19 protein-coding genes are annotated in these 26801 nt (G+C 53.3%); 5 read left to right on the forward strand and 14 right to left on the reverse strand.

Annotation, left to right across the window (positions count from 1 at the left end; all coding sequences use genetic code 11):
• The first annotated feature begins 213 nt into the window (after positions 1-213).
• The gene (gene malZ, locus G462_RS0111340; RefSeq protein WP_026959092.1) at positions 214-2070 is read left to right on the forward strand and encodes a maltodextrin glucosidase; all 1857 of its coding nucleotides are present in this window, start codon (positions 214-216) and stop codon (positions 2068-2070) included.
• Here malZ and G462_RS0111345 read toward each other — a convergent pair.
• The gene (locus tag G462_RS0111345) at positions 2063-3511 is read right to left on the reverse strand and encodes a DNA recombination protein RmuC (RefSeq protein WP_026959093.1); all 1449 of its coding nucleotides are present in this window, start codon (positions 3509-3511) and stop codon (positions 2063-2065) included. The genes malZ and G462_RS0111345 overlap by 8 nt on opposite strands.
• A 111-nt stretch (positions 3512-3622) precedes the next feature.
• On the opposite strand from G462_RS0111345, the gene G462_RS0111350 reads away from it, so the two are divergent.
• Both G462_RS0111350 and G462_RS0111355 read left to right on the forward strand, forming a co-directional pair.
• Complete coding sequence (locus G462_RS0111350; protein ID WP_026959094.1) at positions 3623-3910, forward strand: HlyU family transcriptional regulator; 288 nt, start codon at positions 3623-3625, stop codon at positions 3908-3910.
• Between the two features lie 61 nt (positions 3911-3971).
• Positions 3972-4814 carry a tetratricopeptide repeat protein gene (locus G462_RS0111355; RefSeq protein ID WP_026959095.1) on the forward strand — a complete coding sequence of 281 codons (843 nt, stop codon included), beginning with the start codon at positions 3972-3974 and terminating at the stop codon, positions 4812-4814.
• Between the two features lie 68 nt (positions 4815-4882).
• Here G462_RS0111355 and G462_RS0111360 read toward each other — a convergent pair whose 3' ends face one another.
• Positions 4883-6148, reverse strand: coding sequence for an L-cysteine desulfidase family protein (locus G462_RS0111360; protein WP_026959096.1), 1266 nt, complete (start codon positions 6146-6148; stop codon positions 4883-4885).
• A gap of 143 nt (positions 6149-6291) precedes the next feature.
• Complete coding sequence (gene cobO, locus G462_RS0111365) at positions 6292-6888, reverse strand: cob(I)yrinic acid a,c-diamide adenosyltransferase (protein ID WP_026959097.1); 597 nt, start codon at positions 6886-6888, stop codon at positions 6292-6294.
• A 66-nt stretch (positions 6889-6954) separates the two neighbouring features.
• On the opposite strand from cobO, the gene G462_RS0111370 reads away from it, so the two are divergent.
• Positions 6955-8877, forward strand: coding sequence for an exoribonuclease II (locus G462_RS0111370; protein ID WP_026959098.1), 1923 nt, complete (start codon positions 6955-6957; stop codon positions 8875-8877).
• A gap of 178 nt (positions 8878-9055) precedes the next feature.
• Here the strand turns inward: G462_RS0111370 and G462_RS0111375 are convergent, their stop codons facing one another.
• The 3 genes from G462_RS0111375 to G462_RS0111385 all read right to left on the reverse strand — a co-directional run bounded on the left by G462_RS0111375 (position 9056) and on the right by G462_RS0111385 (position 16182).
• Positions 9056-10405 (reverse strand): glycoside-pentoside-hexuronide (GPH):cation symporter, encoded by a 1350-nt coding sequence (locus tag G462_RS0111375; RefSeq protein WP_026959099.1) that lies wholly within the window; start codon positions 10403-10405, stop codon positions 9056-9058.
• 381 nt (positions 10406-10786) lie between these two features.
• Entirely contained in the window at positions 10787-14467 is a 3681-nt protein-coding gene (locus G462_RS0111380; RefSeq protein WP_169720166.1) for a translocation/assembly module TamB domain-containing protein, read from the reverse strand.
• 20 nt (positions 14468-14487) lie between these two features.
• Positions 14488-16182 (reverse strand): autotransporter assembly complex protein TamA, encoded by a 1695-nt coding sequence (locus tag G462_RS0111385; protein ID WP_169720167.1) that lies wholly within the window; start codon positions 16180-16182, stop codon positions 14488-14490.
• Positions 16183-16316: 134 nt separating this feature from the next.
• On the opposite strand from G462_RS0111385, the gene G462_RS0111390 reads away from it, so the two are divergent.
• The gene (locus G462_RS0111390) at positions 16317-18455 is read left to right on the forward strand and encodes an FAD-dependent oxidoreductase (protein WP_026959102.1); all 2139 of its coding nucleotides are present in this window, start codon (positions 16317-16319) and stop codon (positions 18453-18455) included.
• Positions 18456-18530: 75 nt separating this feature from the next.
• On the opposite strand, the gene G462_RS22595 is transcribed toward G462_RS0111390, so the two are convergent.
• The 8 genes from G462_RS22595 to bioB form a co-directional block, all read right to left on the reverse strand.
• Positions 18531-20318, reverse strand: coding sequence for a putative bifunctional diguanylate cyclase/phosphodiesterase (locus G462_RS22595; RefSeq protein ID WP_051326703.1), 1788 nt, complete (start codon positions 20316-20318; stop codon positions 18531-18533).
• A gap of 63 nt (positions 20319-20381) precedes the next feature.
• Positions 20382-21011 (reverse strand): hypothetical protein, encoded by a 630-nt coding sequence (locus tag G462_RS0111400; RefSeq protein WP_026959103.1) that lies wholly within the window; start codon positions 21009-21011, stop codon positions 20382-20384.
• A complete protein-coding gene (locus tag G462_RS0111405) occupies positions 21004-21975 on the reverse strand; it encodes an ABC transporter substrate-binding protein (RefSeq protein WP_084405033.1) in 972 nt (323 codons plus the stop codon). Before G462_RS0111405 ends, G462_RS0111400 begins: the two co-directional genes overlap by 8 nt.
• Before the next feature lie 143 nt (positions 21976-22118).
• Positions 22119-22991, reverse strand: coding sequence for a protease HtpX (gene htpX / locus G462_RS0111410; protein WP_026959105.1), 873 nt, complete (start codon positions 22989-22991; stop codon positions 22119-22121).
• A gap of 124 nt (positions 22992-23115) precedes the next feature.
• Positions 23116-23799, reverse strand: a complete 684-nt coding sequence (gene bioD, locus G462_RS22600; RefSeq protein ID WP_035477537.1) for a dethiobiotin synthase — start codon at positions 23797-23799, stop codon at positions 23116-23118.
• Positions 23792-24559 (reverse strand): malonyl-ACP O-methyltransferase BioC, encoded by a 768-nt coding sequence (gene bioC / locus G462_RS0111420; RefSeq protein WP_026959106.1) that lies wholly within the window; start codon positions 24557-24559, stop codon positions 23792-23794. Before bioC ends, bioD begins: the two co-directional genes overlap by 8 nt.
• The gene (bioF, locus tag G462_RS0111425) at positions 24549-25727 is read right to left on the reverse strand and encodes an 8-amino-7-oxononanoate synthase (protein ID WP_026959107.1); all 1179 of its coding nucleotides are present in this window, start codon (positions 25725-25727) and stop codon (positions 24549-24551) included. The genes bioC and bioF overlap by 11 nt, the downstream gene beginning before the upstream one ends.
• Positions 25727-26779 (reverse strand): biotin synthase BioB, encoded by a 1053-nt coding sequence (gene bioB, locus G462_RS0111430; RefSeq protein WP_026959108.1) that lies wholly within the window; start codon positions 26777-26779, stop codon positions 25727-25729. Before bioB ends, bioF begins: the two co-directional genes overlap by 1 nt.
• Positions 26780-26801 lie beyond the last annotated feature (22 nt).

The following is a 26801-nucleotide window of genomic DNA, read 5'->3' on the forward strand; positions in this document are numbered from 1 at the left end:
AAAATAGTTGCCGCCTTACTAAATATCCCAATACAGTTGGGTAATTGGCTTCACTATAATTCAGGTCGTATTAACAGAATGAAGCCGCCTCGACACACAACGCTGAGGCGAATGGATACCCCCTTCTAACAAGTAACCGCCAGGCAAGTGCGGCAGCCCAACGGTAACGGGCGAGTAAATAGAAGGGGTATAACAATAACTAGCGGGATCACTATGAAACATCACACCCTTTTCCACCCTCAGTCTGAGGTCACGCGCGTCCCCGGCGAATTTGGCGAGCAGTATCGGCTTACCCTATTAACCGCGCCTGAGCATCCCAGCGAACCAGCTATCAAGCAACTGTTTGTACGCGCAGAGCCGGACCATGAAGAGACCCTGTTTGCCATGAAGCGCCAAGGCAAGCGCAATGGCTGGGATGTTTGGCAAACGACGATTCCGGTAGCACCGCATAGCCACCAAACCCTGTATTGCTTTAAGGCGCTGTTTGAAACCAGCCAAATCTATCTCCACGCAGCTGGGCAAAGCCCACGCTTGCCGCAAAAGCATCAACAGTTTCGCATCAGCCAGTTCCAACCACCGGAGTGGGTTAAGCAGCAGGTGTTCTATCAGATCTTTCCAGAGCGCTTTCATAATGGCGATCCGAGCAACGACTACATTGAGAAGCACTACCCCTTCGAAAGTAACAAGCCAGTGGTTATCAAACAGTGGGGAGAGCCTGTAGCCGCCAGCCACGACGGCACCGGCGCCAGCGAGTTCTATGGCGGCGACCTTCCCGGCATTACCCAAAAGCTCGACTATTTGCAGGAGCTGGGCATCACCGGGATCTACCTAAACCCAATTTTTCACTCTCCAAGCAACCACAAATACGATACCTTCGATTATCTGCAGGTTGACCCCTGTTTCGGTGGCAACCAAGCGCTGGTTGAGCTAAGTGCGGCGATGAAGCAGCGCGAGATGCGTTTGATGCTTGATGCCGTAGTCAACCACACCTCCAGCCAACACCCGTGGATCGACGTGCCGAAGAAACTTGAAGGCGGAGCGTTTGACAATGCAGGCTCTGCCTATCGTGACTTCTACAACTTCTTTGATGACGGTAACTACTGGTCGTGGAAGGGCTGCGATACTCTGCCGAAGCTAAATTTCGCCAACACCGAGGTGCGCGATTATATCTACGCCAGCGAAAACTCAGTGCTAAAACACTGGTTGCGTCCGCCCTATTCCATCGATGCCTGGCGCTTTGACGTTGTACATATGCTTGGCGAGACCACCAGTGCGGAAAACAACGGCTATTATGTCGCCCAGTTCCGCGACGCCATCAAACAAACTAATCCAGACGCCTATATGATTGGCGAGCACTTCGCCGAGGCCACCCAGTGGCTACAAGGCGAGCAAGAAGACGGTGCCATGAACTACTATGGCTTCGCCCATCCGGTGATTGCCTTCTTGCTTGGAAAAGATGTCCCTACTGCACACCCGGTAGATTTGTCAGCCGATGAGTTCGTTGCTTGGCTGGACCAAGCCGCCGCCAGCATTCCTTTTGCCAACCAACTTGCCCAGTACAACCTGCTGGATAGTCATGACACCGCGCGCTTTCTCTACCTGGCAGATGGCGATAAGCAAGCGCTTAAATTGGCCACCACCTTGCTACTCACCTACAAGGGCGTGCCGTCTATCTACTATGGCGATGAAGTGGGCCTAAGCGGTGGCTACGATCCGGATTGTCGTCGCTGCTTCCCGTGGGATGAAAGTGAGTGGGACCACGACTTGCTTAGCTACAACAAGCAGTTAATCGCCCTGCGCAAGCAACGGATCGAACTGCAGCAAGGCGACCTGTTCACCTTGTACACCGACCAAGATTGCTGGGCTTTTATGCGCTACCTCAACGGCCAGCATAGCGTCGTTGTGGTAAACCGCGGCGCCGCGCGCGACCTACAGCTGCCGCTTGCCATGGTATCCGGTGATGAGCGCTATAGAGAGTTGTTTAGTGGGCAGGCCGTACAAGCTGAAAACGGCGCTCTAAGCCTTCGTATTGCTGAAAAAGCCAGCTTGGTGCTTAGCAGCGTTAGCTAGCCTCTTCATCGCTACTCTGATCATCACTAGTCAGAGAAGACTCAACCTTAGCAACGTCGCTCAATTGAGCGACGTTTTTGTTGGTGGGTACGTGCATCTCTTTAAGTAGCTCGGCTTGGCGCATCAAGTTGCCTCGCCCGGTGGAAAGCTTGCCTAGCGCAGCCTGATAGCTCTCCTGAGCCCGCTCCAACTGCTGCCCGTGAGATTGTAGGTCTTGAGTGAAGGCCGCAAACTTGTCGTAGAGCTTGCCGGCCCGGGCGGCGATCAGTTTGGCATTTTGCTGCTGGTACTCCATCTTCCACAGGTTGTTGATGGTGCGCAGCGCTACCATCAAGGAGCTGGGGCTGACCAGCAAGATATTCGAGTCCAAGGCCAGGCTTACCAAGTCACCTTGGTGTTGAACGGCGGCGATATAGGCGCTTTCTATCGGCACAAACATCAGCACGTAATCCAAGCTCTGAATGCTATGTAGGGTTTGATAGTCTTTGCGGGCTAAGCCTTTGATGTGATTGCGCAGCGACAAACAGTGCTCGTCAAGCGCACTGGCAGCGCTAAGCGGATCCTCACTGTTGTAAAAACGCTCATAAGCGGTCAGGCTCACCTTGGAGTCCACTACCACCGATTTATCATCGGGAAGCTTCACCACCACATCAGGCTTGATCACCTTCCCTTGCTGATTATCGCCCACCACCTGGGTTTGATATTCAAAGCCCGGGCGCAGCCCAGCGTCTTGTAAGATGCGCTCCAACACCACCTCGCCCCAGTTGCCCTGCTGCTTGCTGTCGCCTTTAAGGGCACGGGTTAAGTTGTGTGCATCGTCACTCAGCTGCTGATTGAGTTTTTGCAGCTGCAGCAGCTGGTCACGCAGGGAGTGGCGCTGTTGCGCCTCATTCTGATGATTCTGCTGGATCTGCAGGCGAAAGCTCTGCAGCTGCTCTTTGAGCGGATCCAACAGGTGCTTCAGCCCTTGCTCACTTTGCTGCTGCAGATGCTGTTGCTTGCTCTCTAAGACTTTATTGGCCAAGGCTTCGAACTGTTGCTGAAGGCGCTGTTCGCCCTGCTCGAGCTGTTGAATGCGTTGCTGAGCGGTCTTCTCTTGCTCGCCGCTGACCGCCAACTGTTTTTCCAAGGCAATGATCTGTTGCTGCTGAGCTTGAGATTGCCGCTGAGTATCCGTCAACTGCTGGCGATACACCTGAAGCTGGGCGAGCTCTTGCTGCATTGCCGCACTTTGTTGCTGCTGGTGATGCAAGGCGTCGGTGGTTTGATCGAGCTCTTGCAGGGTCAGCTCTTTTTCCGTGTGCAGCGCAGCCAGTTGCTGCTGGGCTTCGCCTAGCTCGCGCTGCCTACGCTGTGACAACACGACTAATGCTATCACTGCAACCAACAGCAACAACGCGCCAAAAACAACGAGGTAGAGAGAAGAAAGTGGAATATTCACGCAGCGGCCATTGCAGTTAATCTAACTTGCTAGCTATTATGCACAATGACCACAATACCTGCCAAACTCAACGCAGTTAACACATTGAAAATTAGACGATAAGGTTAATAAATGGGCATTTTCTCTTCGATTAAAGCACTGTTCGCGGGTGGCCAGTCTGCCGCTTCCTCTCACCCAGCAGAAAATTACCAGGGCTTTAGCATTCAACCGACTCCGCAGCGCGCCAATGGCCAGTATCGTGTCGCTGCGCTAATCAGCAAGACCATTGATGGCGAATTAAAAGAACATCAGTTTATCCGCTCAGACACCTGTGGCAGTGAAAGTGACGCCGCAGAGCTGGCGCTTAACAAATGCCGGATGTTTATCGACCAGCAAGGCGAGAAAATCTTTGAGAACTAATGGTTGAAAACCAGCTGCATCGCCGCCATTACTAGTTCAAACGCATACCCAGAGCGAAAACATGTTTACAGAGATTACCTTTGAAAATGCCCAACAGGCTCTGATTGAAAGCTCCCTCAATCAAACCGTTGTGGTTCAATTTTATTCCCCTTCCAGCCCGGCTTGTGAGCCTATCTCCCAGCAACTGGCTGCGCTGGCACAGCAATACCCAGGGCAATTCGCACTCACCCGTCTAAACATGGACGAGTTGGCGCCACTTGCTGCGCAGCTTGGGGTTGGCCAAGCTCCGGCCATCCTGATTTTGCAGCAAGGCCGCCCGGTAGATGGCACCAACGATTTTTCACAAGCCACCGCCGTGAGCGACTTGATTGCCCGTCACCTGCCTAAGCCTGAAGATCTTGCGCTCACCGCAGCCCTTGGCGAGCTAGAGCAAGGTAACGTTGAGGCAGCGCTCACCGCCGCTCGCGACGCCTATTCCATCGACCAGCAGCGCAGCGACATTAAGTTTGCGCTGATCCGCGCGTTGCTTGAGAACCGCAAGGCTGAAGAGGCCGAGCAGCTTCTTGATAGCCTGCCGCTGGAAGACCAACAGGCTGACTATCAGGCACTGCGTAGCCAATTGGAGCTGCTGCAAGCCGCCGCCGATAGCCCTGAGATCCGTGCCCTAGAAGAGCAGCTTGCTGCCGCACCTGACAACCTGCAGCTTCGCCTCGATTTGGCGATTCAATATTCGCAAAATGGCCGCAACGAAGAGGCGCTGGAATCGCTGTTTAGCATGCTAAAGCAGAATCTTGACGTTCTCGATGGCCAAGTGAAGAAGCATTTCTTGGATATGTTGGTGACCTTGAACGGCGAGGCTATTGCCTCAACCTACCGCCGCCAATACTACTCCTTGCTTTACTAAGTTCGCTAAGGCCGCATTCGATATCAAGAGCAAGCCGCAGAGCTTGCTCTTTTTCGTTATGAGCCCGCTTACTTTTGCGCCATCAAGGCAATGATCGCCTTATCGCTGTAGCGCATGGCATCCCGAGATAACTCGCCAAGGCGCTGGATACTTTCATCGACGCAGTCCTCAACAATCCCCTGCTCTGCTCCGATCTGACTACCACCCAAGGCCATCATCGCCGCTTTTACCGCTGCGCTGGCACCGGTAGACACTTTGAGTGCGCAGCCAGGCTTGGCACCGTCACAAAAGATCCCTGAGACATCGCCAATCATCAGTTGAATCGCCTGCTCGATTTGCTGATTGGACCCACCCATCAGCCAACACAGTGCCGCAGCGCTGCCCATAGCAGCAGTGGTTCCCGCGCACAGCGCCGAAAGCTTGTCTTGAAAAGACTTAATGTAAATCGCACACAGGTGACTGATGGCTAGAGCCCGCAGTAGCTTTGCTTGCTCCACATTGACAATCTGCGCATAGGCTAGCACCGGCATGGTGGCAGCAATGCCTTGATTGCCGCTGCCCGAGTTAGACATTGCGGCCAGCGGCGCGCCGCCCATTCGAGCATCGGATGCCGCGGCGGTTAGACGTACTACGCGGTTAAGCACATCGTCGGCTAACAATCCGCTGTCGACCTGCGCCTGTAAACTGCGCCCTACCGACAGGCCATAGTGGCCGGTAAGGCCGGCATCAGCCAGCTTAAGATTGAGTGTGGCGGCTTGGCGCAGCGCGTCGAGTTCTGCGACATCGACGCTGCTGGCGTAGCCGACGATCTGGGAAATTGAGATATCACTCGCGGCACGTTCGGCCTTCGACGTTTCATCTAGGGCGCTATGTAGCAGCTCACCAGCGACCTTCACTGAGCTGAACCGGCAATGACTACCGCTGATCACCACTTCCACAGGCTTGTCCGCTTCAACAATAAGCCGGGTATAAAGAGGATCGTCTGATTCCACCAATGAGATAGTCACCCAGCCGGATTCGACCAACTTAGCTGCCTGCTCAAGTGCTGCGTCGTTGATACCATGCAGCACCTCTAGCCCGGCATCGGCATCGCCGCAGCACCAGCCCAACGCCGTGGCAATCTCCAGCCCACAGCGACCGGTTCCGGGGACGACAACCCCTTTGGCGTTCTTATAAAGGTTGTGGCTTACTTCAAGATGAACACTCGCAGGATGCGTACTCGCATAACGCTTGGCCTTGGCTGCCACCAGGGCCGCGGTTAACGGCTCGGTACAGCCAGTAGCGGGTTTGACCCGTTGATTAATCAGTTGAGTATAGGGATGTAACTGTGCCATACGCACCTCTTGCTAAGCCTTTGATTTAGCTTAGAAGAAGCACTACAGCACAGTTTTGCGAAATTCTGACTAGTTATCAGAGGAAAGAGAAATATCTTCTACAATAAGGCTCATTAATGAAACGTTTTCACTCTATAGGGCGATTACCAGTCAATCCCTTTGCGCGCCTTGATGCCGCTCTCGAAAGCATGCTTAACACTCTTCACCTCAGACACCGTATCGGCTATCTCAAGCACTGACCGATGACAGGCGCGACCCGTAACGATAACACTTTGCTCCTTAGGCCGGTTTTGGATGGCGTTCACCACTTCCTCCACAGGCAAATAATGGTAGCTCAGCATGTAGGTCAGCTCATCGAGCACAATAAGGTCTATAGACGGGTCAGAAAACCATGGCAGCGCTTGCTGCCAAACGCGCTGTGCCGCATCGATATCGGCCTGCTTGTCTTGAGTGTCCCAAGTAAACCCAGTGGCCATCACCGCAAATTCCACCCCGTGTTGCTCTAGGATATTACGCTCACCGCAATCCCACGTACCTTTAATAAATTGAGCGACTTTGACGTGCTGCCCATGCCCCACCGCGCGCACTGCGCAGCCATAGGCGGAGCTTGATTTGCCCTTACCATTACCGGTTAATACCAGCACGATACCGCGCTCCTCGCTCGCCTTTTCAACCTTTGCATCAACACTCTCTTTTAGGCGTTGTTGGCGCTGCTGATGGCGTTGTTGATTGTTTGCCATACTCCTCCTTTATCATCGGCAATTGCTTGTGTATAGTTCAGGCCAAGGCCTACATTGATTGAAAATATGTTTAAAGACAACCCTCTTCTCGCCCAGCTCAAAGAGCAGATCCGCGAGACCATCCCCACCATTGAAGGTACGGTCAAAGCCACAGAGAAAGGCTACGGCTTCCTACAGATTGACAGTAAAACCAGCTACTTTATTGCGCCGCCCGACATGCGCAAGCTGATGCATGGCGACAAGATCAGCGCCGCACTCAGAGAGAACAATGGTAAGCAATCTGCCGAGCCAGAAAAGCTGGTAGAAGGTGCGGTTAGCCGTTTTATTGCTCAAGTCGAGTTCAAGGATAAACGCACCAAACTGCGTGTTGATCACCCGCTGATCAATCAGTTGATCTCTGCCCGAGTCAAGAAAAACGCCGGATTCTCGATCAAAGAGCACGACTGGGTAGTAGCAGAGTTACGTCAACATGCCTTGGAAAAGGGTCACTTTAACGCTGAGATCACCGATTTTGTCGCCCATAGCGACGACCCCTTCGCCCGTTGGAAAGCAACCACCGCGCATCACCAGTTGGCGTGGAACGAGCCGGATGATCAATTCGAGTTCAGCGATCAGTCTGAGCAAAGCCGCAGTAATCTGAGCGACAAAGTCTTCTTCACCATCGATGGCCAATCAACCTTGGATATGGACGATGCCATCTGCGTAGAGAAAACCGAAAGCGGTTGGAACCTGCTAGTTGCCATCGCCGATCCATCGGCCTATATCACCCCCGAGCACCCGCTAGAGCAAGAAGCGAAAACTCGCGCCTTTACCCTGTACTTGCCCGCCCGCACGGTACCGATGATGCCAAGTGCCCTGGCCAACGAGTTGTGCTCACTCAAACAGCAGCAGCAAAAGCTTGCGCTGGTTTGTCACATGTCGGTGAGTGACAGTGGTGAACTCGGCAATGACTATCGCTTCGAACTAGCAACCATCGAATCAAAGCATCGCCTAAGCTACGACGAGGTTTCGAATTACCTTGAACAAGGAGAAGGCGAATTCAAGCCAGCGCTCAGCGAGGCACTTAAGCAGCTCAATACCCTGTCAGAGCAGCGCTATAGCTGGCGCGCTGAAAACACCACCGTGTTTGGCGATCAGGCAGACTACGAGTTCGACCTCGACCAACAAGGCAAGGTTATCGATATCCACCGCAAGCCACGCCGCGCCGCCAATCGTATGGTTGAAGAGTCAATGGTAGCCGCCAACGTTATTGCTGGTCGCTTCCTGGCGCGCCAACTTGGCTTTGGGGTGTTCTCGGCCCACGCCGGCTTTAAGCAGGACAAACTCGATCAAGTGGTTGAAGCCTTGAACCACTTTGAATACAGCTACAGCAAAGAGCAGCTCTCGACCTTAGAAGGCTTTTGCCAACTGCGCCGCGAAATTGCCTCTCGTGGCCCAGCCAAGCTCGATGGCCTACTTAAACGTTTTTACACCTTCAGCGAGTATGCCGATCTACCACTGCCCCACTTCGGCTTGGGCGAAGAGCTCTACGCAACCTGGACGTCACCGATCCGCAAATACAGCGACTTGCTCAACCACCGCTTGATCAAAGCCGTGTTAGCCGAGCAGCAACCAGACAATCCCTTGAGTGATAGTCTGACTGCACACCTTGGTGAGGCGCGCAAGAAGCACAAGTTTGCCGAGCGCGATATGGCGGACTACTTATACTGCCAGTACTTTAACGAGCAAGATCGCGAGCAAACGCTGGAAGCCGTTATCACTTCAGTGACCCGCGGTGGTCTGAAGGTACGTTTGGTTGAATCTGGCGCATCTGCGTTTATCGCCAAACAGGCGCTTTGCAAGAAAGAGGACAAGCCGGAGTTTAACTCTGAGCTAGGCTTCTTCGCCAACGGTGAGGTGCGTTACGAGCTGCAGCAAAGCCTGCAAGTTAAGGTGGCTAGCGTCAACGTGCAAAACAAGTCGATTGCCGTAAAGCCGGTGACTGACTAATCATCATTGCAGACACTGATAGAAGGCCTCCAGACGGAGGCCTTCTTTTGTATCGAGTACTCTCCCCACAATAGCGGTTATACATTCATCCCTGTTTGCCAGCGGCGAGCCCGGCTGTTACTGCAGAACCAAAAAAGCCACCTCAAGAGGTGGCTTTGGTTAGATAACCCGTTAGTGATTAAGCAGCAACTGGCTCAGCGTTGAGCTTGCTTGCAATTGACTTAAGCGCTTGGGTATCTAGCTTGTAGAAGCTCATGATTCCGCCTAGCAGTACGTAACATACGCCTGGAATAACGGTGAATAGCATGGTGATCCAACGAAGCGCTTCAGGTGTTTGCGTCTCTGCGCCACCCACGTAGCCAGAGCCGGCTAGAATCCAACCAACCAGCGCACCGCCGATAGCGATACCCGCTTTAATAGCAAACAGTGCAGTAGAGAACACCATACCTTCCAGTGAACGGCCACTGCGGCTGCGCTCGTAATCTACGACATCACTCATCATGCTCCACAACAGCGGAGTTGACATCATCTGCACCAGACACAAGGTGATGTGCAGGGTGAATACCAGCGTCAGGTTAGCCGGGTTAACCAAGTACAGCACCGCTGAAAGTAGACCAGACACTACGGTGATTACTTTGTAAGCTTGTACCTTGTCAAAGCGAGCCAACAGCGGCGCTGATACCAACGCACCGATAATGTTTGCTGCCATACCCGCAACCATGAAGGCAGTAGCCAAGTCTGCACGCCCCAGCACAGAGTTTACGTAGTACATGGTCGATGCACCTTTGAGTACCACACCCACCAACAAAACCAGGTTCAATACGAACAAGACGCGCCACTGGCTGTTAGCAAGCAGTAGTTTAAGGTCTTTAGCGACAGAGCCTTTTGCTTGTTGGGTCGGAGCAACACGCTCTTTAGTATTTGCAAAGCTAATGAAGAACAAAGCGATGGCGATAACACCCATCACGCTCATTGCGCCAAAGTAGCCAACTTGCTCGTTGCCGCCACCGATAAGCTTAACCAGAGGAAGTGCTACCAAGGCGACAATCAGACCTGCCGCAGTACCCAGCGCAAATCGGAAGCTTTGCAGTGAGGTTCGCTCTTGTGGATCGCTGCTCAGCGCGTTAGCCATGGCGCAGTATGGAACGTTAATCGCGGTGTACATGATAGTCAGGAAGATGTAAGACGCATAAGCGTAAACAATCTTACCTGTTTGCCCCATATCTGGAGTGTAAAAGGTCACCATACATGCCAGACCAAAAGGTACTGCAAACCACGCTAAGTAAGGCCGGAAACGCCCCCACCGGGTCTCAGTTCGGTCGACCAGAGAGCCCATTAGCGGGTCAGTGATCGCATCAACAAAACGAACCAGTAAGAACATGGTACCCATGTGGGCCGGAGAGAGGCCATACACATCGGTGTAATAGTACGCAAGAAACAACATTACGGTCTGCCACACAAAGTTGCAGCCCATATCGCCAAGTCCATAGGCGATTTTTTCCCGAATAGTCAGGGGACGGATAGACATTACTTAACTCCAAAAAGGCTATGCCACGAATTCACGAGTGACATTTTCCACACATGCCATGAAACAAAAAATTGTCATATGAAAATGATGGATTATGTTATTTGTTTTCTGTGATCGTATCGAAACTACCGGAACGATAGCGTTTTAGTGAGGTAAATAACAGTGTAAGCGCTTTCTATGTTGTTTAGTTACACTTTTGCTGTAATCCAATATTTACGTAGGTTGAACTTTGCTCTAACTAACTGAAACTATGTTAACTAGATCTCATTTTAAGCACGTGAGGATTGTCACATTAGCATGCAGCATGAACGTATTTTTAGCAGTGTTTTACCATTTTTAGTAGCGCCTGATGTTTAGTCACTATAAGGTTTGATGAGATTTTTAGTTGTCTCGCTCGCGCACACTGAACTCGTAATAAAGATCAATTGCGCTGTTTAGCCCAGAGAATGCCTCAAGGAAAAGCTTTGGTAGTACTTCATAGCGAACCGTCAACTCGTTGACTGGGTTGAACACGCCCATACCGTAGCGCACTTGCACGCCCGGTAAGATATAGGCACTAACCTCTACCTGAGTATCGCTGCCAGTGCTATTGGCACTCACTGAAAGATCGTTCAAACCAAGACTGCTACCCAAGTTACCCACGGTACCGCTGGCACGAGCAACCCCCAGAGAAATAAGCATGGAAGTAAGCGCATTTTGATCCTGCTCACTGTCTTCGAGCCCCCTGCCCCTCAGTAAATAAGACAATTGCTCGTTCTGCGACATGGTCGGTTCTGAAAACAAGGTGACTTGCGGCGCGTCAGCCAGCCCCACAACCCTTACCCCCACTGTCACCCCATCGGCGATGTTATCGGGATTGCGGATGGCTTCGATGTCTAAATAGGGCTGCTCCATGGAACCGGAGAACAGTAGCCAACCTTTGGTGAGCACCAAGTTTTGCCCGTAGGCGCGAAAGCTGCCATCGATGAGTTCGATACGGCCATTGGTGAGCATACTCTCGCCCGGTCGTTGGTCGATCTGCAGTTGCCCGCTAAGCTGAGTATCTAAGCCGAGCGCCTTAAGGCTGAGGTTTTCCGATACGATAAGCCGAATACTCACCGCCAACGCGCGGCTGACAAAGGGCTCTTTCTGCTCTTCGATAACGATCACATCAGGCGACAACTGTACCGCTGTCTCAGGTAGCTGCTTCACTTCGATGCTTCCCTCGTTGACCACCAGATCGCCGGACAAGGAGATCAGTTCCTTATTAAGTCTCAGCTCTAGGTCCGGCGAAATCACAGCGCGCGCATAGGGTTCGACCACTACCGGCAGGCGGTTCGCATCGAACTGTACGCGCCCTTGTAGCGCGTCTCGCCAGTCAAACTGGCCGCTCCACTTGGCCGGTTGGCCAGAACTAATAAACTGACCCGCCACGGTGGCGCGATTGCCGTTAAAACGCAGGGCGGTTTGCAACTGTGCAATCTCAAACGGTAATAGGTGACTGGATACTTCCCCTTTATCCAGCGCCAGCTCACCGTAAACCAGTGGTTGCTGGCGTGTCCCGGCTAAGGTCAGCTGCGCTTCAACGGCGCCTTGCAGACTTGTGAGATCGGGGAACAGTCCAGACAACGACGCTAGCTCTAATCCGTTCCAACTGAGCGAGCCAGCCACCTCCTCGCTGGGTGAGCTCGGCAAGGCCAGCTCACTGCGTAACACGCCCATTTGCTCGCTATCGAGCGCGATGTCGCTGAACAGCTGGCCATCAAGGTAGTTGCCCTTTGCATTGAAGCCCTCTACCGTAAAACGTTGCTCACCAAGCGTTACATCGTTCGTGCTTAACACCGCCTGATTGACGCTGAACTGGTAATCGGCTTGCTCCAATTGAAAACCTGACAAGCTGGCATGTACCGCGATCTCTGCTGCGGCTTCAAGACGTAGGTTCTCCGGCAGCAGGCGATTCAACAGCGATAAGTTCAAACCGCTGCCGGTTAACGAGGCTCGCCCATCTCCAACCTCACTCAAGCTAAACTCGGCACACACGTTATCGTTACTGCGAGTCACGCATAACTCAGACAGAGCAAACTGCCCTTGCAGCCACTCAAGCCCTGCGGGCTGGGCGATGCGCCAGCGACCAAAATCACTATCTAGCGCCAGCTGCTGTACCTTGCCCGTCCACTCATTGATGGAGCCAGCTCCCTGCAACCCAAGCTTAAGGTTCAGCTCTTCATCGTTTAGCTGAAAATCAATCTGCTGCATCCCGTCGCGTGAGCGATAGTCAATGCTGCTGCCGTTGAGCTCGAGTCCAGCCACCTGCACATCACTAACCGCCAGCGACAGGGTACCGGCATATTCATCGTTTAAGGTAATGGCGCCACTACTGCCTAATGAGCCCAGTGACAACCCAGAGTGAACAAGTTCGGAGCCGGTGACACGCCACGCGATCTGCGGCTCACCGCTCGGCGAGGAATCTAACTGGGCATCCACGCTTACGCTTCCCTTGCCTACATCGGGCAACACGGACAAATCGTTGAGCGCAGCATCTAGCGATGCAGCCAAGCCATAGTGGTTGTTCGCTGCAAACTCAAGCCTGTTGTCACCCAGCTCTATCATGGATGTCGTTTCAAACTGCTCGGCTTGCCCCTGCGCGGCGGCAGTTAAACGCAAGGGCGTCGCTAGCCACTCGCCGTTAATCTCAGCGCGCTCAATCTGCCACTGGTCGCCGTTTACCGCTGCGCTTATCTCGCCATCGAACAGTGGCAGTTCGGGTAGCCCCTCTAGCGTTAGCCACTCACTGAGTTTGAGTTGGCTGAACTGTGCCCGCGCCTTGGCATGAAACGGGCCCACCCAATCGACTGCGCTGGTAATCTGTATCTCTTGTTCAGGCTTATCCAGGGGATTGATGCTTAGCTCAAGGCTGTCGATAGCGGCGATATTGCCAAGCGCATTAAACGTCAGCTTACTGATGGAAAGGTGTTCAATCGCGGCCTCACCTTGCAGTTGATAACGGCTAAGGTTGCCTTTAGCCACAACCTTTGAATCGCGGGCGAGCAGTTGCTCTTCAACAACCGTGTAAGGGCTTAGTAAATCCACAGTCAAGTCAAAAGGTAAGTCCTGAGCGCTCCACCCCAACTGCCCTTGCATAGTTAGCTCTACCAACCCGCGGGTATGGAGAGCAATCCGGCTGTCACGCGATGGGCCTGACTGGCTAAGCTCAAACGCCAACGGTTCGCCGAGCAAGCCGCTCTCCCCGCTCGCCTTAAGAGTTGACGCCCAGCCATGGGCGAAGTCGATCTCGCCACTCGCCTGCAAGGAGCCCCACGGTGTGATCCCCGACAATGAAGCCACACTCAACTCAGTGTCAAACCAACTCGCCCCATCTACTCTCATTTGGCTGAACATCAGGCTGTCATTGGCAAGCCGTACTTCTCCGCTTGCGGCATTCAAGTGCTCAAGTGTAATCAGATACTGAAGCGCGATATCAGGCAGGTTTATCTGCGGGTAACGAAAGCTGGCCAGGCCATTGGAAGGTGACGCGTCAGCTTGCTCATCATCCGCCATATTGGATAAGTCCACCAGCCAGCTCGCTATTGAGAATCGCTGTACTGTGAGATCTTGCTGATACCAGCTGGCTGAACTCTGCAGATCACGCCAGTGGATAGATAAGTCGTTTACATCTACCCGACCATCTTCTACCTGCAGGTGCTTAAGAATCAGTGCATAAGCGGGCGTCCACCACCCAGAGGACTCGGTTTGTTGGGGCTGTTCGTCGTCGCTAGACTCAAAGCCGTCAGTATCCACCCTCACATGCACCTTGCCCGCTTCCAGCGTATCGACACAGGCGGAAAATCGGGTCAAACAGCGCCAGCCAATGGATAGCACAGCATCTTCTACATGCACTACCACACCAGGCTGTACCCAGGATACCTGCGCCAGCTTTAGCTCACTCACCACATTGCCCGAGCGAAGCTCAATGGTAAGCTGCGGCAGCAGGTCATCAGCTAAGTTGAGGATCTTGCGGCTACCAAACTCGCTACCCAAAATCATCAACAGCAGCGCGCACAGTAGCACCAAAGTGCCTAACACTAAGGCTCCAATACGGCCCATCATATATCAGGCCCCATCGAGAAGTGCAGTCGCCAAGGGTCATCATCGTTCTGTAAGCCTTTGGCAATATCTAAGCGCACCGGGCCGATAATCGTTACCCAACGAATACCAAAACCAAGACCAACCGAGGGCTCTTCACTAAAATCATTGGTGGCGGTACCGGCATCGGCAAACAGGGCAACGCGCCAGCGGTCGAAGATCTGATAGTTGTATTCCAAACTCCCCACCACGGTAAACTTACCCCCGATTAGCTGCCCTTCATCGTTGGTAGGAGAAATGGTTTTGTAGTCATATCCACGGATGCTTTGGTCGCCACCGGCAAAGAAACGCATCGAGGCGGGTACATCGGTAATATCATCAACCCAGATGGCACCTGCATTTACCCGGGTAATCAGACGGTGCTTACGGTAGCTGCGCAACCACTTGGTTAGCCCGGTGACCCTTAACAGATCCACATCTGAGCCCCATGCGGTGCTAGATAGTTCGGTGCTTAACTGCAGATTGTCACCCCAGTACGGGTCAAGGCCGCCGCGCGAACGCAGCCGCGCTAAGTTGACGCCGGGTAGGATCAAGTTGCTGCGGTCATTCTGGTCGGCCTGCTCGTAGTCTTCGAGCAGCCAGCGCAGAAACAGCGCGGTAGTTAGGTCGGGATTAACCCGCCATTGCCGTGTTGAGCTAAATACCAACTTGTTACTGACGGTATCGTTGGTGTCCTCGCGTTCCCAACCGCTTTGAAAGTCCAGGTAGTCATCGATGGGGTCGTTCATCGGTATCCGATAAAACAAGGAACCCGACTGGCGAACCTGTGAACCATCTGCTTCAAAGCCGACACTATGCCCGGCTGCATTCACCCACGGTCGATTCCACTTAAAGCGCAATCGTGGTCCCACATCAGTAGCTACGCCGCCACCGATTTCAAAGGTGTCTCGAGGCTTGCGGCGCAATTCTACCAGCATATCGATATGCTGATCGCGCCGGGTTTCCAGATCGGGTTGTACCGCAACAACCCGAAAATAATCGGTCTCGCCGAGTTTTTGGTTAAACTCACCAATCACCTCAGCGTCGTAGTATTGGCCACGTTCGAATCCGGCCAAGTCGACAAACAACTCCCCAGGCACCTGCGGATTGGTAAAGATAAGCTCGCCAAAGCGATAACGTAGCCCAGAGTCGTAGATAAAGTCGATTTCAGCGGAGTTCTCAGCAATGCTGACGGTTACCCGGCTTTCCACTAAGTTGGCATCGAAGTAGCCATAGCGCACTGCAATGCGATTTAAATCGCTTTTTAGCGCTTCGAAAGCGCCATGATTAAAACGACCACCTTGTTTAATGGAGGTGTTGGCAAACACCTGAAGGTAGACCGGATCAAGCAAAGCATCGCCACGGATCTCTAAGCGCAGCTCGCTAATGGTGAGCGGTGGGCCGATATCAACCTCAATCACTAAACGTGAGTCACCCTCCCAACGGGTATTGATGGTGCTTTGGTAGTAACCCAGTGCACGCAGCGCCGTGCGTGTTTGCTCGATACTCGCGCTTTCGATAAAGCGTTGACCAACCGAGTCAGAAAAGCTTTGGTTGTTCAGATAAAGATTCACATTGTCTGCCGCGGCCCCATCTATCCCCACCAAGCGATACTCCAACGCAAGGGCCTGGCAGCTATATAGCAGGGTGATGAATAGTAGCGCGCGTAAACTCAAACAAACCTCATAGAACATGGAACCGGTGCGCCCTCATTGTCGGCTTAACTTGATGATTTAACAAGATAGTTGAAAGCAATTCCTTGCTTATATGGTCTATAGTCAAGTTAGTTGTTAAGAGGATTGCTAAGACCATGAAAATCAACAAAAGTTTTGTGATTATCGTCGTTGCATTGGGTTTTGTCGCGCTCTGGATTGGCGGCCTGGCTGAATGGTTAAGTTTCGAAAACATCAAAAATAGCCAAGTTAAGCTACAAAGTGCCGTAGAAAACAATTTTTGGGTCAGCGCGCTGAGCTTTTTCAGTGTCTATGTAATAGCCACCGCCTTCTCATTTCCCGGCGCCGCGCTACTCACCTTGTTAGCCGGCGCGCTGTTTGGCGTGGTCAACGGGGTTATTCTGGTGAGCTTCGCCAGCACCATTGGCGCAAGCCTGGCGTTTCTTGTTGCCCGCTACTTGCTACGCGACGCCATTCAGCAGCGTTACGGCGACAAGCTTGCCAGCGTCAATCGCGGTGTTGAGAAAGACGGCGCTTGGTACTTACTCAGCTTGCGTCTGATCCCGGTCTTCCCCTTCTTTTTGGTTAACTTGGTCATGGCACTCACCCGCTTACCGCTAAAAACCTACTACTGGGTGAGCCAACTGGGTATGTTCCCAGCCACACTGGTCTACGTAAATGCAGGCACTGAGCTGTCGAAACTGGAGAGCCCGGCGGGGATCTTATCGCCCTCCTTGTTACTGGCCTTTGCCCTACTTGGACTGTTGCCATTTATTACCAAAGGGATCCTCGCAAAAATAACCGCTCGCCGCGTGTATAGCCGCTTCGATAAGCCCAAGCAGTTCGACAATAACCTGCTGGTTATCGGTGCGGGCTCGGGCGGATTGGTCAGCGCCTATATCGCAGCCGCAGTCAAAGCCAAGGTCACCTTGGTTGAAAAACATCGTATGGGCGGCGACTGCCTCAATACCGGCTGCGTGCCCTCAAAGGCATTAATTCGCAGTGCCAAATACGCCTATGAGCATTCACGGGCGCAGTCCTTAGGTTTTAGCTCCAGCGATACCGAGGTGGATTTTGCGGCAGTGATGCAGCGGGTACACCGGGTGATTACCGACATCGAGCCCCATGACTCGGTCGAGCGCTACAGCGGGCTGGGGGTAAACTGCGTACAAGGCGAAGCGCGTTTGCTGTCGCCGTGGGAAGCAGAGGTTAACGGCGAACGCGTAACCGCCAAGAACATTGTGATTGCCACTGGCGCCCGACCATTGGTGCCGAAGATCCCCGGTCTGGAGCAAGTCTCCTACCTGACTTCTGACACACTTTGGCAGCTAACCGAACAGCCTGCCCGCTTATTGGTACTCGGCGGCGGCCCCATCGGTTGCGAACTTGCGCAAGCCTTCGCGCGCTTGGGGTCCAAGGTCAGTCAGGTAGAGATGGCCGAACACCTGCTGAATCGCGAGGACCCACAAGTAAGCGCGGAGATAGAGCAACAATTCCGCGATGAGCAGATCGACCTTTACTTGGGTTGGAAGGCCAAGGCCTTTGAGAAACGCGGCGATAGCCAGCTAGCAATACTTGAGCGCAATGGCGAAACGGTGGAGCTGGAGTTTGACCAGGTGCTGTTGGCATTGGGCCGCGTTGCCAACACCTCCGGCTTTGGCCTTGAGGAACTCGGTGTAGAGCTCAACCCAAATGGCACGATTAAGGTAAACAATCACCTGCAGGCCACCTACCCCAACCTGTTTGCGGTCGGCGACGTTGCAGGCCCCTATCAGTTCACCCACTTTGCCGCGCATCAAGCGTGGTATGCTGCGGTTAACGCCTTATTTGGCGCGATTAAGAAGTTCAAAGCGGATTACTCGGTGATTCCGGCAGCCACCTATACCTACCCGGAAGTGGCACGGGTCGGCCTCAACGAAAATGAAGCCAAGGCCCAAGGCATCAACTATGAGGTTGCTGAGTTTGAGCTGGCCGAACTGGACAGGGCGATTGCTGATGATGCCACCAAAGGCTTTGTAAAAGTGCTCACCATACCCGGCAAAGACCGCATCTTAGGGGCCACCATTGTTGCCAGCAACGCCAGCGACCTGTTGGCAGAGTTCACGCTGGCGATGCGCCACAAGCTTGGTTTAAACAAGATCTTTGGCACCATCCACGCCTACCCAACCATGATGGAAGCCAACAAGTACGTTGCAGGTAACTGGAAGCGCGCCAACGCACCGGAGAAGCTGCTTGAGTGGGTGGCGAAGTTCCATCGCTACCAGCGCGGTAATTAAGAATCGCCACACACAATAGACAAAAAGCGCTTGGGACATCCAAGCGCTTTTTTATGGGTTTCGATATCAGCTAACTTAAGCTAGCTCTTGAGCCTCGGAAAACAGGCGCTGCTCAAAGATCTCCGGCTCCAAAGCCTCACTAAACAAGAAGCCCTGATAGACCCGGCAGCCGCGATACTTCAGAAACTCAAGTTGATACTCGGTCTCTACCCCTTCGGCAATCACTTCCAGCTCAAGGTTATCGGCCATTGAGATAATGGTGGTGATAATGGCGCACTCGCTGCCACCGCTTTGCAGCTCCATCACAAAGGAGCGGTCAATCTTGAGGCAGTGAATCGGCAGTTTGTTGAGATAGGCCAACGAGGAGTAGCCGGTTCCGAAGTCATCCACCGAGAAACGTACCCCGATATCGCGTAGCTGCTTGAGTTTCTCGACTGTGGCATCAACGTTATCGACCAACACCCCTTCGGTGATCTCCAGCTCAATCAACTGCGGATCGATCCCGGTTTCATTGAAGATTTCGATGGTATCTTTAACAAAACTGTCGCGGTGGAACTGCTTAGGACTGACGTTAATCGATAAGGTGGTGAACGAAGCCGGTAGCCCGCGGTCTTGCCAGATCCGCAACTGCTTACACGCTTCGCGCATCACCCACTCACCAATGGCCACGATGCTGCCACTCTCTTCGGCCAGTGGAATAAAGCGGCTCGGGGAGATCCAGCCAGAGTTCGGCTCAAACCAGCGAATAAGGGTCTCAGCGCCCACCATCTCCAGCTTGTCGTTGTAACGCGGCTGGTAGTAAGCCACCATTTCGGCGTTACTGAGGGCATTGCGCATCTTGGTTTGCAGCTGGTGGCGTTCTTTAAGCTTGTCGAGCATGCTCTCATCGAACACACAGATCTTTGCTCGCCCCAGCTCTTTGCCGCGGTAAAGCGCAATCTCGGCCTGACGCAGTACCTCTGGTGAATTGCTGTCTTTAAACGGATACAGGGCAATCCCAGATGTCAGGTTAAGCTGGATGGGGTTGCCCTTGATAACAAACTCTTTGTGAATGTGCTTGGTGACCGACTTACAGATATCAAAGGCGATCTGTTGGGCTTGCTCGGGATCTTGCGCCAGCTCAGGTAGCAGCAGTGCAAACTCATCGCCGCCCAAACGGGCCACGGTATCAGCCGGCCCGCGATGCTCACGCAAACGGTGGGCAATCAGGCGTAACAACAAATCCCCCACCGCATGGCCGAGGGTGTCATTCACCTGCTTGAAGTGGTCGATGTCGATATAGATAAGCGCACTGTAATAGCCGCGCTGTTGACCACGCTGAATATCTGCCTGCAGATTTTCAATTAGCTTCTTACGGTTGGCCAAACGCGTCACGTCATCGTGGGACGAGCGGAAACGCAGCAGCTCTTTGGCGGAGCGCGTTTCCGAAATGTTGGTTTGGGTACAGATCAGTCGTGCTGGCAGGCCCTGCTCGCTATGCTCGACCACCATACCGCGAGTTAGTACCCAAAGGTAGTGACCCTTTTTATGACGGATGCGATGCACACACTCAAAGATCTCGGTCTCTTTTTGCAAGTGACGACGCAGACTCGATTGAGCCTTGTCGGCATCGGCAGGATGGATGCGCCCTTCCCACTCCTCGATGTGCTGGTTGATCTCATCCTCGCCGTAGCCGAGCATGGCCTTCCATTGAGGAGCGTAATAAACCTCATTATCGAGAAGGCTCCAGTCCCACACCCCGGCACCCGCGCCACTTAATGCGAACTGCCAACGCTGCTCGCTGGCTTCCATCTCATTGAAGCTATCGCGCAGCTTTCCAGCGATCAGCTTAAGTGACTCTTGTAACGCGGCAACTTCCCCCATGCCTTTGCTAGGGATACCCTCTGGCTCTAGGGTATCGAGCTGCTCGGTGAGCTGTGAGATCCGCTAAAGTGGCGACAGCAGAATCTTTTTCAGAATAAGGATAAGTGCCAGCAGGCCAATAGAGGTCAGCCCAAGCTGCTTAGCAAACTCCTTAAGCGTTGCCTGATAATAGGCCGCCCACTGACTGGAGTAATCGAGGCGCAGCACCAACAGGCCTTTTTCAGACCGGCGTAGGCTGTCATCACGGGGGCCGAAATCTAGGGGCAAGTACAGATCGGTGACAAACGGCGCAACATTAAAGAAGTGGCGCTCGGTGTCACTGCGGTGGCTGTTGGTGAGTAACTCATGGCTAAACGGCGTGATTGCGTCAGCGGCAAAGATGTTCTTATCCAAGGCATGGCTGGACGCCAGCACTATCCCCATTGGGTCAACCACCAACAGTTGCTCCAGGTTGGCCGACAAGGCATTAAGTGCCACGGTACGCTGAACATACTGCCATTGGTGACGAGACAGATAGTCCGACAAGGATTGCTGCAGCTGGTAGCCGGATTCGAGCAGATGCAGTTGGTTCTGGTGGGCAAGCTCTTGCTTGGCGCGTTCTATCTGATCGAACAGCAACACTGACTGCACGATAGCAAAGATACCCAGCACAATAAGCGGGATGGTGATTCCCAAGGAAACACGATTACGCATCAGGTGCCTCCTCCAGCCAACGGGTCTCAATGGCCTTGCTGAAATCTGGCAGCGTTGAAATCAGCCCAAGTTTGACCATACGCTCGCCTAGCTCCAAGGTGTGGGTGGTTAATTGTTGCTCCATCACCCGGCGACTCTCGCGCTTATTAAGCAGGCTGATCTGCTCAAAGGCATCGCTAACCTCACTGCTATAGAGTTGGTTGCGCTTAGCGATCAGTTTAAAGCCCTCGCGCGGATGGGTTTGCAGCCAGTTACTGGCGCGGAAGTAGCTATCGACCAACTCACCGACTTGGTCCTTGGCGTCCTCAGATAGCTCATTGCTGACCACCAAGACCCGGTAGTAAGACTGCTCTAGCTGTTCGCCTTGGTAGATAACGTTGGCCGACAGGTTTTCTTGCAAGCGTCTAAGTAGTGGACCGGTGGCAATAACGGCCTCGATTTCGCCTTGACGGAATAGCTCTAACTGTTCATCTTGCTTGGCTTCCACCAAGATAAAGTCTTCAACTTGATGGCCGCTACTGGTGAGCCAGTCGTCCAGCACCAGCGACGCCATGCTTTGGCTCTCATAGCCGACCCGTTTACCGAGCAGGCTTTGGCTGTCGATAAGCCCCTGCTGTGCAATCAGCGCATCACCGCCAAGGCTTTGGTCCACCACGGCAATAATGCACAACTGCATGCCAGCGCTGACCAAGCTAACCGCTTCAGGCAAGCTGACAAATGCCGCATCCACCTGATTGCTCTTAAGCGCATGCAAAACATGGGTCGAGGTGGTTAATTCAGAAAGCTGGAAGCGCGCCTGGTCTTGATAGCCCAAGCGTAGTGCCAAATAGATAGGTTCAAAACCGAGCCAAGGAGAAACGGCGACTCGGAGAGTTGGCTTGTAATCAATGCAGCCAACGCTAATGGTTGTTGCAATAAAAAGGATTAACAGACGTATCCTTTGTCTAATAATCGAAATCCACATTCCTTGCTGGGCTATCCTAGCCTGTAATTCAATATGTTAAATGTCCATCTTAATCAGTCATTCTGCAGCCTTTGGGGAAAATTACAATCGTTTGCTGAGATTAATTTGAGACTTCATTAAAAAAGCGCCCGAAGGCGCTATTTTTAACTGTTTCTCAGTGCGTTAATGCGCTTCTCAAGCGGCGGATGGCTGAGGAAAAGTTCACTAACGGATTTCTTACCATTGATGCCAAAGGCCATCATCGAACCTTCCATCTCCGGTTCGCGACTACCGCCCAATCGTTGTAAGGCTCTGATCATCTTATCTCTTCCCACCAACTTGGCGGAGCCCGCATCGGCGCGGAACTCGCGCTGACGGGAGAACCACATCACGATGATGCTGGCAAGAATTCCGAACACCATTTCCAGCACAAATACGGTACCAGTGTAGGCGAGAAAACCCATACCGCTGTTGCTGTCACGGCTATTGGCCAAGGCATTACTGATCACCTGAGCCACTGCCCGAGCCAGAAAGATGACGAAGGTGTTCACGACACCTTGAATCAGGGTTAGTGTCACCATGTCACCATTGGCAATATGGCTGACCTCGTGGGCCAGTACCGCTTCTACTTCATCTTGCGCCATGCTGTTGAGCAGACCGCTACTTACCGCTACCAAGGCATCATTTTTGTTAGCGCCAGTGGCAAAGGCATTCATCTCCGGTGCGTGATAGATGGCAACTTCCGGCATACCAATGCCAGAAGCTTTGGCTTGGCGAGCTACTGTATCCACCAGCCAGCGTTCGGTGGCATTGGCAGGATTGGTAATCACCCTCGCCCCTGTTGAGCGCTTGGCCATGGACTTAGATAGCAACAACGAGATAAACGAGCCACCAAAGCCAAACAGTGCGGCGAAGATAAACAGCCCGCCCATGCCACGAGGATCGATCCCTAAGAATGCACAAACAATATTGACGACGACACTCAGTACCAACAACACCGCCAAGTTGGTCGCCAAAAACAAAAATATCCTCTTCATTACATCCTCAATTGATCAAAAAAAGGTTCGCTAATGATATGGGGATATCAACCAGAGGGTTCAAGGATTGTGCTGTAAATTTGTGTAAAGAGCCTGCCTGCAGCCCAGCGGCAAAGGCTGTTTGCTAGTCCAGTGCACAAACATCAAGGTACATTGCCAGCTCCGCCGGCACGGTACCGGGAGAGTATGGCAATACCCCTAACAATGGCGCATCGATCGCCTCTTTCAGGTAGCCCACATTGTCGTGGCTAACCTCAGTGGGTTCACTGAGGTGGTTGGCGATCCAGCCCACCAGTGGCAGCCCCGATGCGCGAATGGCCTGTGCGGTTAACAAGGCGTGACTCAGGCAACCCAAGCGCACCCCAACTACCAGTATCACCGGCAGCTGATGTGCCACCACCCAGTCAGAGAAACAACGCTTGGCGTTGAACGGCACATGCCATCCTCCGGCCCCTTCCACCAGCAACCAGTCTGAGCACTCGCATATCTGTACAAGTGCAGCATCGATGTTGCTCTCGTCGATGGGCCGCTGGCAAAGCGTGGCGGCAATGTGTGGCGCAATAGCCTGAGGATACACCTCGGGATTTACCAAGGAGTAATTGAGTGCTGAGCTTGACGCTTGCTGTAGTGCGATGCCGTCTTCGTTTTGCCATTGCCCGTCTATCAGTTCGGCGCCCGCAGCCAAGGGTTTAAAGCCATTAACAGTGCAGCCAGTGTGGCGTGCTTGTAAGGCGCTGAGCAAGGCTTGTGTGGTAAAGGTTTTTCCGACCTCGGTATCGGTACCGGTAACAAAGAATCGTTTAGTCACGACGTAGTACTCCATAAGCAACGACATAACGGGCTTCGAACATCCCATCCTCATTTGAAGCAACCCGCTCGTAGCTACGATTTAGCGCTTTTAGCTGTGATGCAGTGGTGAGCCCGTTGCGGCCGCCGGGCACATAGTTTGCGCCAATCCCTTTTAGCTCCTGCAACAACGGAAACACCGAGGGGTATTGTAAGCAGCGGGTCTCGACCTCAAATGATATCGAGCCCCAAGGTTGGCTATGAATGGCGTCCATGTATTGGGATTGACTGATAAAGCGGTTCACATGGGGGTACTGATCAATCTCAGCCCAGGCGCGGTGCAGCTCCCCCAAGGTGCCAGAGAGTAAAGTGGAAAACGCCAGGTAGCCGCCGGGGTTAAGGCAGCGGTGTATCTCCGCAAGCGCTGTCGGCAGGCTGTTACACCATTGCAGCGCCAAATTCGAAAACACCAGATCAAGCGAGCCATCGGTAATCGCCAGATGCTCCGCATCACTGCTCAGGCACGCTTGCCCAGAGCGAAGGCTAGCTGTGTGCGCCATGGCTGGCGAGAGATCGATACCCAACAACTGCTTGCTGCGCAGCTTAAGCGCGGGCATAAAAAAGCCAGTACCGCAGCCAAGATCAGCAGTTGCGTCAAAACCTTGCTGTGGCAAACGCTCAATGAGTGACCCGCCAATATCTCGCTGCAATTGGGCGAAGTTGTCGTAGGTGTGTGCCGCCCGGCCGAAATGGCTGGCAACATGTTGCTTGTTATAGTTCATCGGTGTAACCGGCTAGTTCCTTGTCCATCTCTTTGACCAACGCTTCAACCAGCGAGTTAATGTCTTCAGCGCTATGGTGCGCGGTGAGGGTCACCCGCAAGCGTGAGGTATTAGGCGGCACCGTCGGCGGACGGATGGCGTTTACCCATAAGCCCTGCTCTTTTAAGCGCAGGCTGATCTGTTGCGCCTTTGCCGCACTGCCAATCAGTATCGGCTGAATGGCGGTATTGGAAGCGTGCAGCGGCACACCTTGATGCTCTGCTAGTTTACGAAACAACGCTATGTTCTGGCTCAGCCGCTCACGATGTTGCGGCTGTGTGGCCATCACATTTAACGAGGCAGAAACCGCACTCGCTTGCGCCGCTGGCATGGCGGTTGAGTACACATAGCTGCGGGCGAAGTTCAGCAAGTACTCGCGCAACTGTTCGCTACAAAGCACAGCGGCCCCATGCACGCCAAAGGCTTTGCCAAAGGTGATCACATTGATCTGCACATCTTCCGCGCCAAGACCCGCATAGGACACCGAGCCCTTCTCTCCCAGCACGCCCGCGCCATGGGCATCGTCGATCATTAGCCAAGCCTTGTGCCGCTTGCTCACCTGAGCGATATCGCCAAGTGGCGCGCTATCGCCGTCCATGCTGAACACCCCTTCGCTGATCACCAGCTTGTCGCCATCTGCGCGGCTCAGCAGTTGATCAAGGTGCGCTACATCGTTATGGCGAAATCGCTTCATCGGCGCACTGCTATACATGCCAGCTTCGATTAACGAGGCATGATTAAGCTTGTCGTGGAAAGTAGTCAGAGCGGGATTATCCAAGGTCTTGATAACCGCTTGGTTGGCACAAAAACCACTGGAAAACAGCAGCGCGGCCGGATAGCCAAACCATTCGGCAAGCTGTTGCTCCAGAGCCAGGTGCGGGCTTTGAAAGCCGGTCACCAAGGGCGAGCCTGCACTGCCTACCCCATATTCGTTTGCGCCTTTACACCAAGCTTCAATCACCTCAGGGTGTTGTGACAAGCCTAGGTAGTCATTGCTGGAGAAATTCAGATAGTCCCGCCCTTGATGTTGCAAGCAGCGGCCCTGGCGCGAGCTCTGGCAACGCCGCGCGCGTAGCAGATCGCTGTCGCGACGTTCACTCAGGGCTTGGGTGACAAACTCAAAAGCCATCAGGACGCGTCGTAGAACATCGGATCGCTTGCTTCAACCTTGTTACGCACCAACGATTGATAGATCTCCGATTCGCGCTCTTGGTTGCCGCTCTCCGTACTGACATCCTCGGGGTTGATACCCAGTTTGGCGAACAACTGTAGGTCTTTGTTTTCTTCCGGATTCGGCGTGGTCAGTAACTTGCAGCCATAGAAGATGGAATTGGCGCCGGCCATAAAGCACAAGGCTTGCATCTGTTCGTTCATCTCCTCACGCCCCGCCGATAGGCGCACGTGGGACATTGGCATCATGATCCGCGCTACTGCAATACAACGGATAAACTCGAAGTGGTCCATGTCATCAACGTTTTCCAGCGCCGTGCCTTTGACCTTGACCAGCATATTGATCGGCACACTTTCCGGGTGCTTGGGCAGGTTGGCCAGCTCCGCTAGCAAGCCGGAGCGGTCGCTGGCGGTTTCGCCCATGCCCATAATGCCGCCGGAGCAGACCTTCATTCCGGCGCCCCGCACATGTTCGAGTGTCGCTAAGCGATCATCGTAGCTACGGGTGGTGATAATCTCGCCGTAGAATTCGCGCGAGGTATCCAGATTGTGGTTGTAGTAATCGAGGCCCGCATCCGCCAATTGCTCAGCCTGTTGCTTTTCCAGCATACCGAGGGTCATACAGCTTTCCATACCTAAGGCCTTAACTCCTTCCACCATTTTCAGCAGATACGGCATATCGCGCTCTTTGGGATTCTTCCAGGCCGCGCCCATGCAAAAACGGGTGGAGCCATTGGCTTTGGCCTTTGCCGCCTCGTCGAGTACGTGTTGCACCTCTAACAGACGCTCTGTTTCCAAGCCCGTCTTGTGGTGGGCACTTTGCGGGCAGTATTTACAGTCCTCAGGGCAGGCGCCGGTTTTAATCGACAGCAAGGTGGAGACTTGCACCTGATTTGGATCGAAATGGCGACGATGAACCGTTTGCGCGGCAAACAACAGATCGTTAAACGGCATGGCAAACAATTGATTTACTTCATCAACTGTCCAATTGTGACGAATTTCCTGAGTCATAATCCCTGGTACTTTTTTTAAG

Source organism: Aliagarivorans taiwanensis DSM 22990, from assembly GCF_000429505.1.
GTDB classification, from domain to species: domain Bacteria; phylum Pseudomonadota; class Gammaproteobacteria; order Enterobacterales; family Celerinatantimonadaceae; genus Aliagarivorans; species Aliagarivorans taiwanensis.